The sequence below is a fragment of the Pedobacter endophyticus genome, assembly GCF_015679185.1.
Classification (GTDB): domain Bacteria; phylum Bacteroidota; class Bacteroidia; order Sphingobacteriales; family Sphingobacteriaceae; genus Pedobacter; species Pedobacter endophyticus.
Genome location: NZ_CP064939.1, coordinates 460,047 through 475,974, shown reverse-complemented (window position 1 = coordinate 475,974; position 15,928 = coordinate 460,047). Strand labels below are relative to the sequence as shown.

Genomic DNA, 15,928 nt, shown 5'->3' with positions numbered 1-15,928 from the left:
GCCCAAATCTAAGAATCCTTTTTACCAGATCTAAACTTCAATAAAAAATCTTTCATTTCTTTCTGTCTTTTCGCTATGAGGTCTTTTACCTCTTGGTCGGGATTGAATACACGGTCTATAAAATCAAAAAACTGATCAAGACCATTATTTTCCTTGGAATAGTGCACAACTAGAATACACGAAGGACTGTAGTTTCTTGCGATAACAGAGGTTACAAAATCAATCTCTTTGTTAAAAGAGTTTAAATATTTGTTGAGGGTTTCCCGCTCATTTTCCGTAATAAAGTTATTGAAAATGGTATTGTTATAAGTTTCCAGATCAATTCCCGCTGGACTCTTCACTACCAGGCAGGTTTCATTAGTGGAAATTTCCTCAATATCATCGGCAAGTTTTATCCTGTCAATATCTACATCTTCCCGGATTCGGAAAAGTTTAGCGGTGGTTACAATAATCGGAATATTATAAAAGATCGTGTTCTCAAAATGTTCACGCAAAACACTATCAACCTGATGTTGCATTCCATTGATGATCCGCCCGGCCATCGCATAGGAAAGTTGATGAATAGCCTGCGTTATGGTCTTCGGATTATTTCCGTAATTTGTAAGCTCAATACCTTTTGAGCATAAAGGTGCAAAGGGAATTGGGAAGGGCGGTTGATAGTGTGGCGCAGTATTAAAATGCGCGTTTTTATGCATAAAGGAGGTATGAGTAATTTTGTCAATTCCATCATACTGTTCAGGTAGAAATACCCACTTAGTGCTTTCGTGCCTATATTTACACTCGATCATTAAATCGGCGAAATGGGGGGTTACAATGTAGGAACTATCCAGGTCATAAGAAAACTCCGTCAGATTTTTATCTTCATTTTCTCTGAAATAAGTGTATTCAAAATTGCTAACACAATTTTTAGCGTCCAAATACCTTTTGATCTCAAATTCCAGTGGGATGCCACTTTTCAATAAATGCTCTTTCCAATTTGACTTATTTGCCATGTGGTGAATTTAAACATTCTAGGTAAGTTCGCATTCAATCTCTAATGTAATTGGACTGTCAAGTTTTCCACACCCCCCCTTTTGCGTTAAGACCATTAGATATTCTCTAATCCGCAAAGCTTTTCAGTCCAGTACATGATTGGAAAATTGTTGATACCAATGACCACTTGTAATGATGTATCAGGGATCGCCCCTGGGGAAAAGTAATTAATAGTTTGGAATGAGGATTATTCCAAACTATTAACCGAGTACAAAATTTCCCTACGGGGATATGCTGAATAACTCCAGCGATTAACATTTTTTTTGGAGATGTTCATTCTTTGATTAGAACGCACCTTTTAGTGTCGATAAGCATATTATCCCATTCAATCAAATGCCTATCTTTCTGTACAAAAGTCTCTTGACTGATCAGTCTGTGTAACTCAGAAAGTTTCCCGTTTAATATCGCATGTGGGTTAATGCCCTGCCTCATCAACAGGGGCTTCAATTCCGGGTAATAGTTTGCCAATTCACCCTTAGTATAAAGCTCTACCCCGTCAAATAGTGCTAGAGTTTGACCGATGTTAAAAGCCAAACTTTTATATATATTACCATTCGTTACAGCATTGTTTGTAAAGGGTGTTTCGAAGTCCAATTCAGACAACAAGCCAATACTATCACTCCATTTTCCCGACATAAGAGCTGGTCTTAACCGTTCCTGATATTCCTGGTGCCGCTCATTATTTTTAAACCAAAGGATCGACGCATTCACACATTTTACCACCGCGAGTGGTCGGTTCCTGAGAACTAACCGGTCGATCGGAAAAGCGAAGGGCTGCTCATGATGCCGATAGGTATGGTATAGGCTGTTATTCACACCGTCAGCCGGTCCCTTGTTGGGAATCGACTCCGCTACAATGCCGTCTCTGATCTTGATTATATTTATATTCCATTGGCCGATCTCAGGAAATTTCAGTTTTAAAGCATGGGCGATCATCGAATCCCCTTCTTTAGAAGAGGCCTCTGGATGATCGATCATGACATCAATATCAACCGAATCGGGTGAACCAAAAAAATAATACGGATAACCAATATCTATCATAACTCAGGCCAAACATATTTAAATGGCCTTAGTTCTTCAAGAACCTCTTCTGCCTTATCGCGAATTTCAATTTGCAAGTTCTGAAATGCCAGTTTAGCTGCATCGATCTGTGCATCTTCAAGGTGATGTGTACTAGCCGTACCAACCTCCGCTACACGGGCTTTCAATCCATCCAATAAATCAAGTGCCTCCTGGGGCGGAAGTTTTTCGAGGGTTTTAAGGCCTGTTTGAAAGCGTGACAGGTCAATATGGAAACCATTTTGTCTGTTAAACAACGTACCTGCTAATACCCCATCGACAAAACCAGCTGGCAGGTTTGTCTGCCCAGGCAAGGCATCAAAATAACCAATTGCATTCCAGTTATTACCTCTTGCCGCATAGGTCAGACTAGCTCCGATAGCCGCCTGGCCAGTGCCGTCCAATCCATCCAACAATCTCCGGCCATTTTCTGACTTTATAAAATCGACTATCGGATTTTGTTTATCGTAATTGCCCGTATCCATGCCAGCCAAAATCCGGGTCAGCATCTGCGGCTTATCTGCATAAAAATTGATCGCGTAACTGAACTGGATGTTATCCAGGAATGCGAAATATCGTGTACGGTAGTCAGGCTCCAAGATACCGGATCCAACTAATTCAAAAAACGTACACTTGATTTGGTAGCGTTTGGTCTCATCAACTTCAGCTAGTGCATAATCAAAAAGCAGTTGTTTGATCCTGGCTGGAAATTTAATCCAGGTTTGGGTTGTCGCACATCCAAATAATACGGTAAAGGGGTATCGAACTGTTTTAGCCTCCAAGGTCCAATTTGGATCGTCCAACCGGAGTGCACTTTCAGCCAGCAATTTTGTCAGAAAGAGTTTTAACTTATGCTGTATGTCTTTTTTTGTCTCATTGTTTTCTATCCCCCCCAGTTCAGCCAACAGATTTTTAAACAGATAAGGATGAAGATCATGCGTAATACGGGGCAAAACTCCACTATAATACTTTAGTATTTCCACTTCGTTATTAGGCAAAAAGAAAGGCTTGTCAACCAGGTTTCTGATCATCTCATCAAGAAAGCCCTTTTTGTATAATAAAGGTTTTGCGACGCAAATTTCTACCAATTTATTGATGATAAATTTAGTCTCGTCTAAATTGGGCGCAAGTTGGTAAGGGTGTGCAAAAATACTTCTTTGGCCCCAGAGATATTCTAAAGTAGCTTTGTCCGTTGCATCTACGAGGTTCAACCCAACGGCTTTCTCCAGAATAATTTTGTCAACTGATTTTTTGTTGTTTTCCGCTTCCCCTATAGCTGCCAATGCCGTTGTTGCAGCAGCATCACCCAGATTGGAAGATTGCAATATTTTATTTTTCAGATTCTCAGAAATACCTACCCAGCTCATGATATAAGCTGAGCGCAGAAAATTTGCATTCAGGCAACCGATAATTTCATCAAATAATGGATAATCCAGAGGGTCATGTATCTGGGCTTTTAGGGCATTGCCCCATTCTTGTATACTCATAGCGTTAATTATTTTCTGTAAAGATAATCTTTACTGTATTTGTAGTCAAAATTGTCGTGACCTTTTAAACAATACACTTGATAGGAATTGTCAAACCCGCCAGCTTCGCTCCGCACTCATATATTACTGACAGTACTTGGCTGGTGAACTATGCAATAATAATATACCTGCATATCTCAGAAATGGATTTGAATAATAGTTTATGACACCAGTACCTAGCCGCATATTTTTAAGATTATAAAAAAAATATACAGCTACGCAGATAGATTGCGCAGTTTGCATGTAGATTCGTTAAGTTAATCAATAAACGACGTTATCGATATGGATACCAAAAGAGAAACAATTTTTTCACGCATGCTCATTGACGAAGATAAAGTTCAACTAATAGAACTTTCATCCATTTTGGATAGGACGGTGGATTTAGGGGTAGCGATACTCGAAGCTGACTTAGCAAGGGGTGGAGATGAATTAGATCTGCCACCAATACTGTTTCTTAAAAACCTGATAAGCAATATAGATGGTATTTCGGTCTTAGTTGCTAACTCCATCATTGAACCTTGTAACACGCTATTAAGAACATTGCTGGAAAACTTCCTTTCGCTGGAATACCTTCTTGAAGATAATTCCGGATCAGGGCAGCGTTCAAGAAACTTTATGGTCTGGGATTATGTTGAGCGGCGCAAATTGCTCAAAAAGGGCGACGTGAATAGCCCTGAACATGCACAGTTGTCCAAAAAATTTAAACAGGACAAACGGCTTTTCGATAGCCCGGTAATGTCTTTCCCCATGGCGGATAAAATCTGCGAACGGATAGATACGGGTTTGAACGGAAAACCCAACCGGGAGACCTGGCTAGAGTATGAAAGAACAAAGAAAATAATAAAGAAAACCCCTGCATGGTACAATTTATTTAATGGTCCAGGCTCACTTGAAGGTCTTGCAGCCAGGGTTGGTTATCCCGCCCTTTATGACATACTATACCGGGGGTTTTCACCTTCAAGCCACGGGAATAATATTGTGCCTGGTAAAATTTCTTTTTCGGATGGTCCGCAGGTTAATCTTGAACCCTTACGTGACAAAATGCGGGCCTCCGAAACAGTGAACCACTGCCTTGAGATCAGCAATCTAGCATTCCGGACTTACCTGAAAAAACGCGTACCGTTTTTGGCGGAAAGTTATGGGGCATGGGTTACTTATACATCTCCCTACAGGACGCAGCTGAACAGTGAAGTGAGCGAGATGATAAAAAAGGAAGATCAATGGCTTTTGGATAGGCTACAGTTGAATGGGCGTTCTCGATAATTATGAAATAAGCTTGACTGTGTTTTTCGGTGAAAGCGATTCTTCCCCACTTTGGTGGTAGGATAAAATCTTGATCACCTAGAGCATTCTAATAGCCCTATTGTGCTACCCCATGTTTTTATCTATGTATTTACCTCGTATTTTAGAGTCCTATGGATCTAAGTAAAACGCTATTCTACGAAAGGAAAAACAAGCTCAGAGAAACCAGGGCAATGGCGAACCGTTTTCTCGAGGAAAATATATCCATCAAAAGTAAACTGACCGCCAAATGGGAACAGGAGCGGGTGGAAAGCAACATCGCCCACCTAAAGGAAATTATTGCCGGCTTAAATAAAGAACTCAGCGAGAAGGCCATCAAAGATCACGTACAAGAGACCTTGATCGAGCTGGTGTCTCACAAAAAGGCAAAAAAAAAGTCCATGGGTGCTAACCTGCTCAAAAATTTCACGGAAAATATGCTTCCCTATGAAATCGCCAAATATTCCCTCAACTATTCCATTGATAATGATTTTTACTGGACCAAAGATGGCACGATAGGAGATCACTACGAAGTTGCCGTGGGAATCCGGGATCCCGAAACGTTTGGAGTTTACTGCAGCGAAAAGATCGCCAATATCCGCGAATTTGTGCTCCCATACCTTAAAGATTATCTGGACTATGATGGAGATTTACTAGAGAGCATTGTTACAAACTTCGATCAGCAGCAGCCCGCAAACAGCAACATCCTACTAATGGTGGTCATTGAAGGCATGGTAAGGGCTATGTGCGCAAAGCTTTACCTCCGTCAGAATCCTTCAGCTACTCAGCAACAGGCCACAAAGTTCATCAAAAAATTCCAGTCAATGGAATCCCTGATCATCAAACCCGACTGGAAAAACGATATCCCCTACGATTTTTTTGCTGCTATCAATCTCGCCAAACACATTGACGATCCACAGCTCGAACAAGCCAAAGAAAAATTCAGAGCGGCAGAAAAATTTCGAAAGGAAATCTCAGCCGCTCGGCCCGCGTCCTTGAGATTCTTGCAGATCCAACTTTAACCGATCAGGATAAACAGGATCGTGCTGTGACGATCACCAATGCTGCAATGGATGATATAGTGCCATGGGTGGATTTTGAAAAACAGCCCGTTTACGTATCAATCAAAGTTGAACTACAGTTTTTGGTCCGCAGGTTCAAGGAAGATCGCAATGAGATGATCCATGGCGGTTATGAATCCTACAACAAAAAATGGAAAAGCAATAGCTACCTGTCTGCGATAATCGCCACCTGTAATCTGATGAAAAAGCTCGACCGCGTTTACGGTGAGGTTATTCCTGCAAATTCCATTGCGATTGCAAAAAGTAGCTAACAAAACAAACTGGGGATTATTTCTTAGGTTTAGCTACGTTTTTTTATGATGTTTTTTAATAACAATCTTTTTGTCTTTGGCGGGTTGTTCGCTGATTTCTAGTTGCTTATAACATTTAAGCAAAGGGATATCCAAATCGGGCAGGCCCTGGTATTCCGTCAGGAGCTTATCATAGGCCAGTAACTGCTTTGGATTATCATGGGTCTGAAAGATCAGATAGATGCCTTGTCTGAAATTGGCATTCAGATATTTGGTCATCTTGATGCGATATCCCTGGCGCTGCTTTTCATTCTGGATCTCCGAATTGTGCAACAGTTTTAGTTCGACCATTATGGGCCCATAAAGCCCGTAAGAAATCAGATAATCATATTTTAATCCTTCATAACTTTCAACTTCCCTATAAATATCAGATTTTCGCAAACCGTTCTCCATCAGTGCTTTTTCCAGTGCTATTTTCAACGTTTTCTGGATGAGTACTTCCCCGAGTTTGGGCTCAGATCCCGCCGAGCTTGATTTAAGCTGATCAGAAACCCGGTAAAACCCCTCATTTTCGATCAAGTTTTTGATTTCGGTGTTGATCACCTTTAAGATTAGTTCCCGGAGCTCACTGTGGCTGTTGATTGGTAAATAAACTTTAGAAAGAATGAGGTTAAGTTCCTGAATTGCCACAATAAAAGGCTCAGGATTTTTCTTTTTCTGTTGCAGGTCTTTGATGAGTTCGTCCAATTGCAGGCTAAAGGAAAAGGTCTGTTCCGTGACTGGAAATTTACCTACAACCTTTTTGAGATCTGAAATGACCTGGGCAGTGACAAACGTTTTGAAATAAGAATAGATAACCTGTTGCAGGTAAACACTATAACGGAAATTCAGTTTTCCATTTCTCAAAGAAAATGAATAGGTCAGCAGCTCAAGCATCTGGGCATAAATCAGTGGATCCTCAATACCATAAAAGCACACCGGGAACTCCGGTCTATCCATCTCGCTCTCAAAGCTACTTACGCCCCTTGCTCCGTTATACTGGTGATCGGTATCAAATGGACGGACGCGATCCCGCAGTTCCTTGAAACGCCACAAAATAGAATCCCGGTCTCTAAACCTGGTAATCAATGCCGCATTTGCGACATCCCTTAGCTTTAGGCTGCTTGCAGGGGCCTCAAAAATCAGTTTTAGATTAGCGAAGTCCTGCTTATCTCTGGCCAGTTCACCGAAGGCAGCAAGCGTCTCTTCCTTTTCCCAGGATTTGACTTTGGGATCTTGAACCAGTTTAAAAAGTACTGGGTTAAGTGCATCGAGTTTAAATGTTTTTGCCACTTCTGCAAGTGAGCGGGCACTTAAAGCCAGCATGTCGTCCGTTCTGGACATGCAGAAATCATACAGCAATTTCACATCTTTAGGGGTGATGGGGCTGATCGTTTTAACCAGGTTCTGCAGCATGTCCTTGCGCTGGTGCTCAAAGATATCGATCCTGGGTAGAGTCTTGAGCAATTTTTCCCGATAGGAAATGATCAGCTTCTTTTCACCCAACAGGTAAGCCGCTTTAAAATACAGCTCAATATGAAACCAGGTATCCTGGTTATGACTGAAGCTAGTCTGATTTTCTTTTACTTCCTTGATTTCGATTTTGAAAACATCCGGTTTATAGGATTCAAGGATCATCGCAATCACCTCGATGAGCTCCGCTCTGTCATCGGTACCGAGCTGGGGTTCGAGCTCATCAAATTTATTGACCAGAAAGGGAATCAGGGCAGGGTTAAAGAATTTTTTATCCTCCAAATAATAATCCCTGAGCTGCTCAAGGCTGGTTTTCTCCTTTTTCCCGACATAATGCGTTTTATTTTTGGCCCAGACCTGGATATATTTTTTATCAAGATAAGTAAACAATGGATGATTGATCATTCTTTCAAGCTGGTTCTGAGCCATATGTACCACCCGATCAAGCCGCCATTCTGCATTGTTTTTGAGCAGAAAAGCTTCGATCAGCTGAAAAGTCGGCACATCGATATGGATCGCCATTGATCTTACCAGCTCATCCACTGAAGAAAGGAAAGTTTTTAGTGGCATGATCTGTTTAAGGACCATCCTGTCTTTTTTGATCAGATAAATCAGCGATTGTTCACAGATCTTAGGCAGGTAATGTGCATATTGGTCCTGCGCATAAGTGGCCAGCACGAACTTCCTTACGGCATTGTCCACTTTCCTGTCATCTAATGCTTCTATGGTTTCAAAGAGGCGATAGAACCCATTTCCATATTGGAAGTTATCGTTTTTAAGTCCATCAGTTATCCTGCAAAACGTATCAAAAACAGCAATAATATTTTCTGCAATCGTGATGTTGTTTATTGCACTTTCCAGATTGTTGATGTTTCTGCCTTGTATAATGATCCTTTTGATAAGTTGGATAACTTTCGGCTCATCAGGAGCCATATTGGTCAAAGCATGCAAAAGATTATTAAGCAGATAATCCTTCTTACCTTCAAACTTATTAATGAGTTTTAATAAGGGCTCTGGTCGATGTAAGGCAATTAGCGCATATAATATAGTCGTATGGATCGAATACAGTTCGTCTTTCTGGACCAGTTTGGTCAGGTAGCTCACCCATGTATCGATTTGTTCATCATTTAAGCACCCTCCCTTGGCGAGCGCCTCGATCAACAGGATCTGATTAGTCTGGATGTGTCGTACAGGGTCGGTAAGCCGGTTTTCAGCATATAGCGGGCTAAGGATCGCCGTGTTAGCGGGAGTGATAAAATTTGACAACTGGGTATAGATCTGGTATATTAGCTTGCCTTTTGTGGAATAATAACTAAAGATTGTTTGAAAGAACTGATCTTGAAAGACAGTTTCAAAACGCTTGGAGGGAACATCCATTAAAATGGAGATAAGCTTGTCATCAATTCCTTCATGCTTTCGTGTCTGGATAAAGGTGATGATCGGCCGCACAAATTCCGGTTCCATGTCCACCGCGAAGCTAAGCACATCAATCCAGTTCTGCCTCATGATCTGAAGTTCAGGTTCAATCATCAGGTCATAAATGGTCTGAAATCGGTAACCCAAACGGGTCAGTTCCTTTGCGGCCAGATATTCCTGGAACTCTGAGTTTTCAAACTGCAGCATATCACCGGTTGTTTTCATTACCCTTTCCAGTAAAGTGTCCAGATCAATAGAATTGAGGAAAATCAGGCTGATGTTGGAATCGGTGAGGTCGAGTAGTGTAATAAAATCCTCTTTGGAAATCTGGTTGAGTCCATGGATCTCCATCACCAGCGAGAGCCTTTCCAGCACACGTTTAGTCAGGTACTTTTGGTTGGAGTTTGATTTGTCAGCTTTATCCTCATATTCCAATTTATAGTAAATTACCCTTTCAAATAGTTCTGACTTGCGCAATTCAGTGATCTCACTGGGCTGCTTCTTATGGTGCAAGATATACTTGCAGAATTCACTTAAGTACCTGGGTACCGATAATATGGATTTTCTGGTGTCGGCCTTGGAGTTTTGCACGATTTTTTCAATATCATCCCGGCTAAAGTCCAATGATTTTAAATTCATTTCCATGAACTCGGAGATCTGGAAGTCTTCAAACGCCAGTAGCCTGATAAAACTGAAATTTGCTTCAATTAGCAAATGCTCGATCAGCGGTAAATAATGCGTACGGTTGGTGATGATAAGTTTGATCCCATGCTCTCTACAATGGTTAAAGACCCTCAGAAAGGTCGCGATGATATCCTTATTTTCATCCAACGCATCAAATATGAAATAGGGGCGATCCTTTGGAAGTTCATTTTTTTCAAGATCGTTCCGGATACCGTTCTCATAGTAATAAGAGATCTGCTCTTTTTCAAGGAGTTCAAGTACCTGTGTGATGAGCGTGGTTTTGCCATACCCTGGTTCAGCGATGACAAAAAGCTGATCAAACTCGAGTAGATCTTTGGTCTCCAGTTTCCTTGCAGAACCAAAAACATTTATTTCCGTTGGCTTATCGTTCAACAGATCATCGAAGGTATTGTAACGCTGGTAATATTGAGGGATTAAGTTAGATTTCATAAGAGCACAATTAGAGCCACAAATTAGTATAAACTCTAGAATAATGAAAGGATTAACCGAATTGACAAAACGAACAGTAAATTCAGGATGGTACCGGTAGATTGGTATATAATTTTCATAGTAGTGAGATTAGGAGTATATGAAGTTATATTTCGTTAAAAAGTTGCTCCATTTTAGTTGAAGTTTCCAATACACGATTGGGTGTTCATGCTGCCGATGAAAACATTATCGGTTCAGTGGAATATGTGAATGGATATATCAGGTTGAGCTACGATATTGAAACGCCGTTTATCTTTAATCAGGAGCAGGTTCATGTCGTACGTTCTGAGATTCAAAAAAAAAGGGTATTAAGGCAACAATTTCTTGAAAAACAATGTAAAATAGGTAACCACCTTACGTAAATACTAGCGTCAAGCTTTTACTTTCTTTGGCCCTACTATTAAAGACTTTCATGTCGGAGAAAATGGAAATAGGGATGCTTTTCTTTTGGATTTTATAAAAGATCATATTTAATAGTCGTTCAACACTTAACATTTCTGAAAAATGAACCTAGGTATTGACATTAAAAAAAATATTTCTATAAATGTGCACGCTTGTTGGCAAGCTAGCCCGTTCGTGCAAAGATTTTCATCAGCCAATTTAGTTTAATAATGCAAACCAACCGCTTATTATCCTAACAAGATTACGGACGCATAAAATCAGGATAGTAAGATGGTACAAAAGGATTGTATTATGGAAACTATTGAGTATTTCAAACTCCAAGCAAAAAATCTTCACAAAGATTTCAAAACCCAAAAAACCTATTTCGATTCCGAACTGGAACGCAACCTATTTGAGTATGCGCCTAAGTTTTTCGACATCGACCCATTGATTACGGACTTCGAAATCAATGAAGAAAAGTTTACCCTAATGAACGCCCAGCACATCATTGCAAAACTGGCGGGATTTATAAAGTGGGCACAAATGGAAAAAGCCTCAGAATGGGCCCTGGAACTAGGCAAGATGCTCTTCAACAACATGCACAAAATCAGGCCTGAAGACTGGGAATATTACATCCGGAATCTAGAGAACCAAAACGGCGTATTGTTTACAGATGAGGGTAAGTTCGACATCTTTAAAGAGGTTTTTGCAGATGTAGATGGCCATGAAACTACTGGCTGGGATTATCGTCTATTTCGTGACCTAAAACCCTCGACTAAGGTTAAAAAAATTAAACCCAGGAAAAAGAAAAAAAAGAAAGCTGTTGAAATTACCACGCTTCCAATGAAAGGAATACGTCTTAAAAAGTTCATTGAAGCAGCCAACTGGAAATTCGAGGATTTGATGGAGACGATTGAACCTGAACATCCTGAAACGATACGCAAGTTATGGAATCCACAGGTCTACATCAATCAGGTGATCATACCTGATAAGTTGCCGATTGACCGCAACTATGCACTTTCCCTGGTTGAAGCGTTTTTAATTCATCATTTTATTGACCTCGACAGCATGGGCAACAATCCCGACGAAAAATAGGGGATGCTTATCGTTTTAATTTAAGCCGCTAAAATAAGGCAAATCGGCACGATTGTGTCGATTTGCCCGTAATATGTAGACGCTAGCGGAGTGGTTTTTTTCGGTGGAAAATCCAAAAAAATCAATGGATCTTCACCTATTACCGACTTTTTACTAAATACGTCGATTTCTTAAGATATCTCCAAAGGATTCTGGAAATGGTGTTAAATTTAATTCTATATACGATAACATTTTCAAATCTTGTAAGAGTTGTTTGGACGTGAAGTTGACATCGAGTACAGAAAACTTCGGGACTTTCGAAGATTACCGAAGAAAAGTCCTTGGTATGTATATTGAGGACTTTTCTTGTTTTAATGTAAATTCAAAATTTCGTTTGCTGATGCTCTATAGCAGTAACCTGTATGAGGAAAGCTAGCCATGACATTTTTTAAACTTCAACCCGCTGCCGCAGGGGCATGGCTCATTGCGGCCTATTTTCGATGGAAAATCCCGTTTTACTTCATGAATATTCGCTTGTTGCTGCATGGCATCCATAATTTGCCCATACTCCGGCGTGATGTAAACAAAAGCATTTTCCTCAAGTTTCTCCAATCCATGCTTTAAATAATAACCCAAATACTGCAGTTCATTGGCCGCCCGGTATTGCTTACTGTAAAGCGTCCGGCGGTGGATATAATCAATAAACCGCCCCGGGGTTTTAAGGTAAGCCAGCAAAGTTTCCAGATCAAAAATACCAAAGGCGACTGGTGTAGTATCCAGCTCATCCCCAAACAAAATATGCGTCAGATGGGACATCGCCGGAAACTGGTCAAGCAAAACAATGACCGTTTCGAATTTAGATACTTTCCTTGGTGAATATGTTTCGCCACCAGGTAATTCAAAATTATAGTCTTCCGGGTTTTGTAAAGCGATAATACATAAATCGGCCTGGTCTTTGGCAATGCGCACCGCTTTTTCAAAATCAGCGGTAATTTGCTCTAAATCTCCCTTTTTGGATTTCTGGGTCAGCTTTTTGGATTTAACCTGAAAAATGAAGGCGGTATCCTCGCTATAAGCCAGGATATCCACATCCGTGAGGGTGGTAGATTTTTTTATTTTTATGTTCACATTCCGCTGCACATTTCCTGCTCCAAAAAAACCTGAAATGTAATCGGATACCAAATCCTCTGCCGCATTTCCACGGTTTTTAGCTGCCTTGGCACAATAAGCTTTGTCTGCAAACATCCAGTAATAAGGGGACTCATACATTGCTTCCGCCACAAAATAGGGCAGTGGAATAAAATAATCTTCATGGGTTAAGCCAATAATTGGCCGCTCAGTAAAAACATTAAAGTCAGCAATATCGTGATAAGTGGAATTCAGTCCCGCATAAAGGTCGAAGCTAAAAGCTTCCAATATCGCTGCCCCACTGGATAGTTCTCCAACCAAATCTGACTTTGTAAAGAGAAATACCCCAACTTTTTCGTTTGGTCTGATTTGCCTTTTCGAAATTCTGACCAATTGTAAGCGGCCATTAATCATTCGTCTGATGTTCTCAAAAAATGCAGGCAGTTCCGATAAAATTATTCCCTTATGCGCTAGTAGCCAATCTGCATCGGCTCCATATTTTTTAGCCAGCACTTCCACGTACTGAGTATCATAACCTGCAGTAGAAGAATAAAAGAACGCTTCTTTAAAAAGCTGGCCGTTCACAAAAGCATCGTAAATGCTTTGCCCTTGATTTCTTTTCTCCAGGTTATTAAAAAATAGGCTTGTATGGTATTGTTTTAACAGTTCATCGGTTTGCCTCATCAAAATCGAGGGGTCATTTGCAGCCGAAGGATTGTGCTGATTTTTAATCCATAGCCCCACCAGCATCAAAAATTCATTATAGCTCAGCACTTCCTGAGCATCAGCATTTGCTATCTTTTCCGCTGAACCCATAAAATCCCGGAATATGAACCCGGCTAAAACTTCCATATAATTTTTAGCACTTACCAATTCATTTAAGGAATGGAGCACTTTTTCATCTTCTACAAAAGGATTTGTCTTCATTAAAATGTTAAATTCTATAAGCCTGATTTACTGAACCCAGAAAATAACAAATGTTTGTTATTATTCTTAATTGAAAAAACAGCCTGAATGGATCTCGATTGCATAATTTGGACGTGGCATTGCCATTGGCGACAAATTGCGGAAAGGAACATCTTTGAATTGGTCATGTAGTTGTTTGGACATAATGAGCGTTTTTTTACTATTTATTAAAAGTAATCAAAACTTCGCATATACTCAACGAATACCACTACACTCAATTTTATAACAGTTTTTTAGATTTATCCATGTCAGATTAAAATTTCCCCCTAGACCTTTTGTAAACCGATTCTGGACAATCCACTAGACTAGTCAAGACTTCCTCGTTGAATTTGCTGAAAAAAATCTCCACACCTCGGATTGCTCGGGTAGTTTTTTTCGCAAAGTCTTGCCTTGCCTATTGGATTGTATCAATTAAGAGGGTTATCGAAAGGCCAATAGGCTTCTACCGATTGATTTAAAAATAGCGTGACGAACAATACAAATGGCAGAAGCCAACCCGCAGAACTAAATAGCAAAATACAAACGGCATTCTGCATAGCCAGACCCGCTCTGCACCATACCAATTAGGGTGAATGAGATAATATAAAATTTTACTATTTTAGTATTGAAATAATTATCTAAAAATGACGGGCTTAATTCAATTTTTAACTAAAATACAAACTTTTGAACTCCGACTCATTAATAAGACCGAATTAAAAAGCACCATAAAAGAGGCCCCAAATAAGCCTGCTTATAGCCTCGCCCATGAAACACATTACTATGATTCGTTCACTTATAAAAGCGAGATCAGGTTATTAAAAGACATGGCATTAATTGATCTGCTGTCGCTTAACGACGTCAGCTTAAAAAGAGAACTTGAACAGCTCAAAAAATTAAAGGAAAGGTTTAAACTCATATGGACAAATTTTCACCAGCATTACGGTGAACTTAAAGCCGAATATCCCGGCAACTTCATATTTTCGATCCAACTCAATTATTTGTTTATCGTTAACAACCTTCAATCAGACTACAAGGATATTTATATAGGTGATGAGTTTGTGGAAAGTCTGCACGATACTTTGAAGATTAGGGACAAGTTCTTAAGTGAGCTAATCAGCGAAGTAGATGAAATTCTAAATCCCCGTGAAACCTTCGAGGAATGGATGGCTAAACAGAAAAACCCACAACAAACTGACGAAGCCACGGCAGAGCAGCCACCAAAAATCCCATATAATCCCGATGCGGGTCGGCCAAAATTCAATCATCAATATGTAGATGATTTCTTGCAACTGATAAGGACTTATTTTTCAGAAGAACATTTCAACCAACTTGCCGCACTGATAAAAGCGGACGAACAACCTGCAAGCCAGTTGATCTTCAACGGAAACAGTAATAAACTGGCCGATGCTTTTAAGCAGCTTTATGAAGCCAACCTGATTGTGGGATGCAATAAAGCAGAACTTGAAAAATGGATTCTAAAACACTTCTTATATAGCAATGGAGATAAAGTAAACGAATATTCGGAGGGCTGGCTCAGTGCGATAATATCTTCCGATACCAAGGTCTGCAAATCACCGATTTTAGAGGTAAGGATAAAAGACAAAGTTCCTTTTCTGGTTCCAACAGTCCGAAACAAAAAAAACAGTAAATATTAGTAGGGAAACAGTAAGGATGCGGTTTAACGTGTTGTAACCCTACAAAACAAGCCACTAAAATTGCGGTATCAAAACAAAAGATACCGCTTATGAAGTACACATTTGAAGAACTACCGCAGGCCATTAGTACACTGCACGAAAAGGTAGACCGTATTAAAGACCTGCTGCTGGAAAACAGGTCGCAAAATTCCCTACGTCCCCGAGACGATTTATTGACCATCAGACAGGCTGCCGAATTTCTCAGCCTGTCTATACCCACGCTTTACACCAAAGTGAGCCGCAAGGAAATCCCCGTGAACAAGCGGGGCAAAAGACTTTATTTTTCCTCGGTGGAACTGTCAGAATGGGTAAAGTCGGGAAGGAAGAAAACCACTGAAGAAATCTATCCCCCAACGAACGGTATCCCACCACCAACATAACTATCTATCCCTATA

11 protein-coding genes are annotated in these 15,928 nt (G+C 40.3%); 6 read left to right on the top strand and 5 right to left on the bottom strand.

Going from position 1 to position 15,928, the window contains the following annotated elements; translation table 11 throughout:
- Positions 1-8 precede the first annotated feature (8 nt).
- The 3 genes from IZT61_RS02070 to IZT61_RS02060 all read right to left on the bottom strand — a co-directional run bounded on the left by IZT61_RS02070 (position 9) and on the right by IZT61_RS02060 (position 3,578).
- Positions 9-992 carry a hypothetical protein gene (locus IZT61_RS02070; RefSeq protein WP_196099551.1) on the bottom strand — a complete coding sequence of 328 codons (984 nt, stop codon included), beginning with the start codon at positions 990-992 and terminating at the stop codon, positions 9-11.
- A 313-nt stretch (positions 993-1,305) separates the two neighbouring features.
- Positions 1,306-2,073, bottom strand: coding sequence for a hypothetical protein (locus IZT61_RS02065; RefSeq protein WP_196099550.1), 768 nt, complete (start codon positions 2,071-2,073; stop codon positions 1,306-1,308).
- Positions 2,070-3,578: a hypothetical protein gene (locus tag IZT61_RS02060; RefSeq protein ID WP_196099549.1), complete on the bottom strand. Its 1,509-nt coding sequence runs from the start codon at positions 3,576-3,578 to the stop codon at positions 2,070-2,072. The genes IZT61_RS02065 and IZT61_RS02060 overlap by 4 nt, the downstream gene beginning before the upstream one ends.
- Before the next feature lie 321 nt (positions 3,579-3,899).
- Between IZT61_RS02060 and IZT61_RS02055 the strand changes: the two genes are divergently transcribed.
- From IZT61_RS02055 to IZT61_RS02045, 3 genes are all read left to right on the top strand, one after another.
- On the top strand, positions 3,900-4,880 hold the full coding sequence (locus tag IZT61_RS02055; RefSeq protein ID WP_196099548.1) for a DUF5677 domain-containing protein: 981 nt from the start codon (positions 3,900-3,902) through the stop codon (positions 4,878-4,880).
- 152 nt (positions 4,881-5,032) lie between these two features.
- A complete protein-coding gene (locus IZT61_RS02050) occupies positions 5,033-5,920 on the top strand; it encodes a hypothetical protein (RefSeq protein ID WP_196099547.1) in 888 nt (295 codons plus the stop codon).
- Between the two features lie 26 nt (positions 5,921-5,946).
- Positions 5,947-6,231 carry a hypothetical protein gene (locus IZT61_RS02045; protein ID WP_196099546.1) on the top strand — a complete coding sequence of 95 codons (285 nt, stop codon included), beginning with the start codon at positions 5,947-5,949 and terminating at the stop codon, positions 6,229-6,231.
- A 33-nt stretch (positions 6,232-6,264) separates the two neighbouring features.
- On the opposite strand, the gene IZT61_RS02040 is transcribed toward IZT61_RS02045, so the two are convergent.
- On the bottom strand, positions 6,265-10,272 hold the full coding sequence (locus tag IZT61_RS02040) for an NACHT domain-containing protein (RefSeq protein ID WP_196099545.1): 4,008 nt from the start codon (positions 10,270-10,272) through the stop codon (positions 6,265-6,267).
- 732 nt (positions 10,273-11,004) lie between these two features.
- On the opposite strand from IZT61_RS02040, the gene IZT61_RS02035 reads away from it, so the two are divergent.
- Positions 11,005-11,787, top strand: a complete 783-nt coding sequence (locus tag IZT61_RS02035) for a hypothetical protein (RefSeq protein WP_196099544.1) — start codon at positions 11,005-11,007, stop codon at positions 11,785-11,787.
- 411 nt (positions 11,788-12,198) lie between these two features.
- On the opposite strand, the gene IZT61_RS02030 is transcribed toward IZT61_RS02035, so the two are convergent.
- The gene (locus tag IZT61_RS02030; RefSeq protein ID WP_230383814.1) at positions 12,199-13,821 is read right to left on the bottom strand and encodes a YecA family protein; all 1,623 of its coding nucleotides are present in this window, start codon (positions 13,819-13,821) and stop codon (positions 12,199-12,201) included.
- A 662-nt stretch (positions 13,822-14,483) separates the two neighbouring features.
- On the opposite strand from IZT61_RS02030, the gene IZT61_RS02025 reads away from it, so the two are divergent.
- Positions 14,484-15,494, top strand: coding sequence for a hypothetical protein (locus tag IZT61_RS02025; protein ID WP_196099543.1), 1,011 nt, complete (start codon positions 14,484-14,486; stop codon positions 15,492-15,494).
- Between the two features lie 89 nt (positions 15,495-15,583).
- Positions 15,584-15,913 carry a helix-turn-helix domain-containing protein gene (locus tag IZT61_RS02020; RefSeq protein WP_196099542.1) on the top strand — a complete coding sequence of 110 codons (330 nt, stop codon included), beginning with the start codon at positions 15,584-15,586 and terminating at the stop codon, positions 15,911-15,913.
- Positions 15,914-15,928 lie beyond the last annotated feature (15 nt).

Bases quoted from the DNA above. Each gene is read 5' to 3' on its own strand.
- IZT61_RS02070 (WP_196099551.1), bottom strand. From the start codon at position 992: ATGGCAAATAAGTCAAATTGGAAAGAGCATTTATTGAAAAGTGGCATC.
- IZT61_RS02065 (WP_196099550.1), bottom strand. From the start codon at position 2,073: ATGATAGATATTGGTTATCCGTATTATTTTTTTGGTTCACCCGATTCG.
- IZT61_RS02060 (WP_196099549.1), bottom strand. From the start codon at position 3,578: ATGAGTATACAAGAATGGGGCAATGCCCTAAAAGCCCAGATACATGAC.
- IZT61_RS02055 (WP_196099548.1), top strand. From the start codon at position 3,900: ATGGATACCAAAAGAGAAACAATTTTTTCACGCATGCTCATTGACGAA.
- IZT61_RS02050 (WP_196099547.1), top strand. From the start codon at position 5,033: ATGGATCTAAGTAAAACGCTATTCTACGAAAGGAAAAACAAGCTCAGA.
- IZT61_RS02040 (WP_196099545.1), bottom strand. From the start codon at position 10,272: ATGAAATCTAACTTAATCCCTCAATATTACCAGCGTTACAATACCTTC.
- IZT61_RS02035 (WP_196099544.1), top strand. From the start codon at position 11,005: ATGGAAACTATTGAGTATTTCAAACTCCAAGCAAAAAATCTTCACAAA.
- IZT61_RS02030 (WP_230383814.1), bottom strand. From the start codon at position 13,821: ATGAAGACAAATCCTTTTGTAGAAGATGAAAAAGTGCTCCATTCCTTA.
- IZT61_RS02025 (WP_196099543.1), top strand. From the start codon at position 14,484: ATGACGGGCTTAATTCAATTTTTAACTAAAATACAAACTTTTGAACTC.
- IZT61_RS02020 (WP_196099542.1), top strand. From the start codon at position 15,584: ATGAAGTACACATTTGAAGAACTACCGCAGGCCATTAGTACACTGCAC.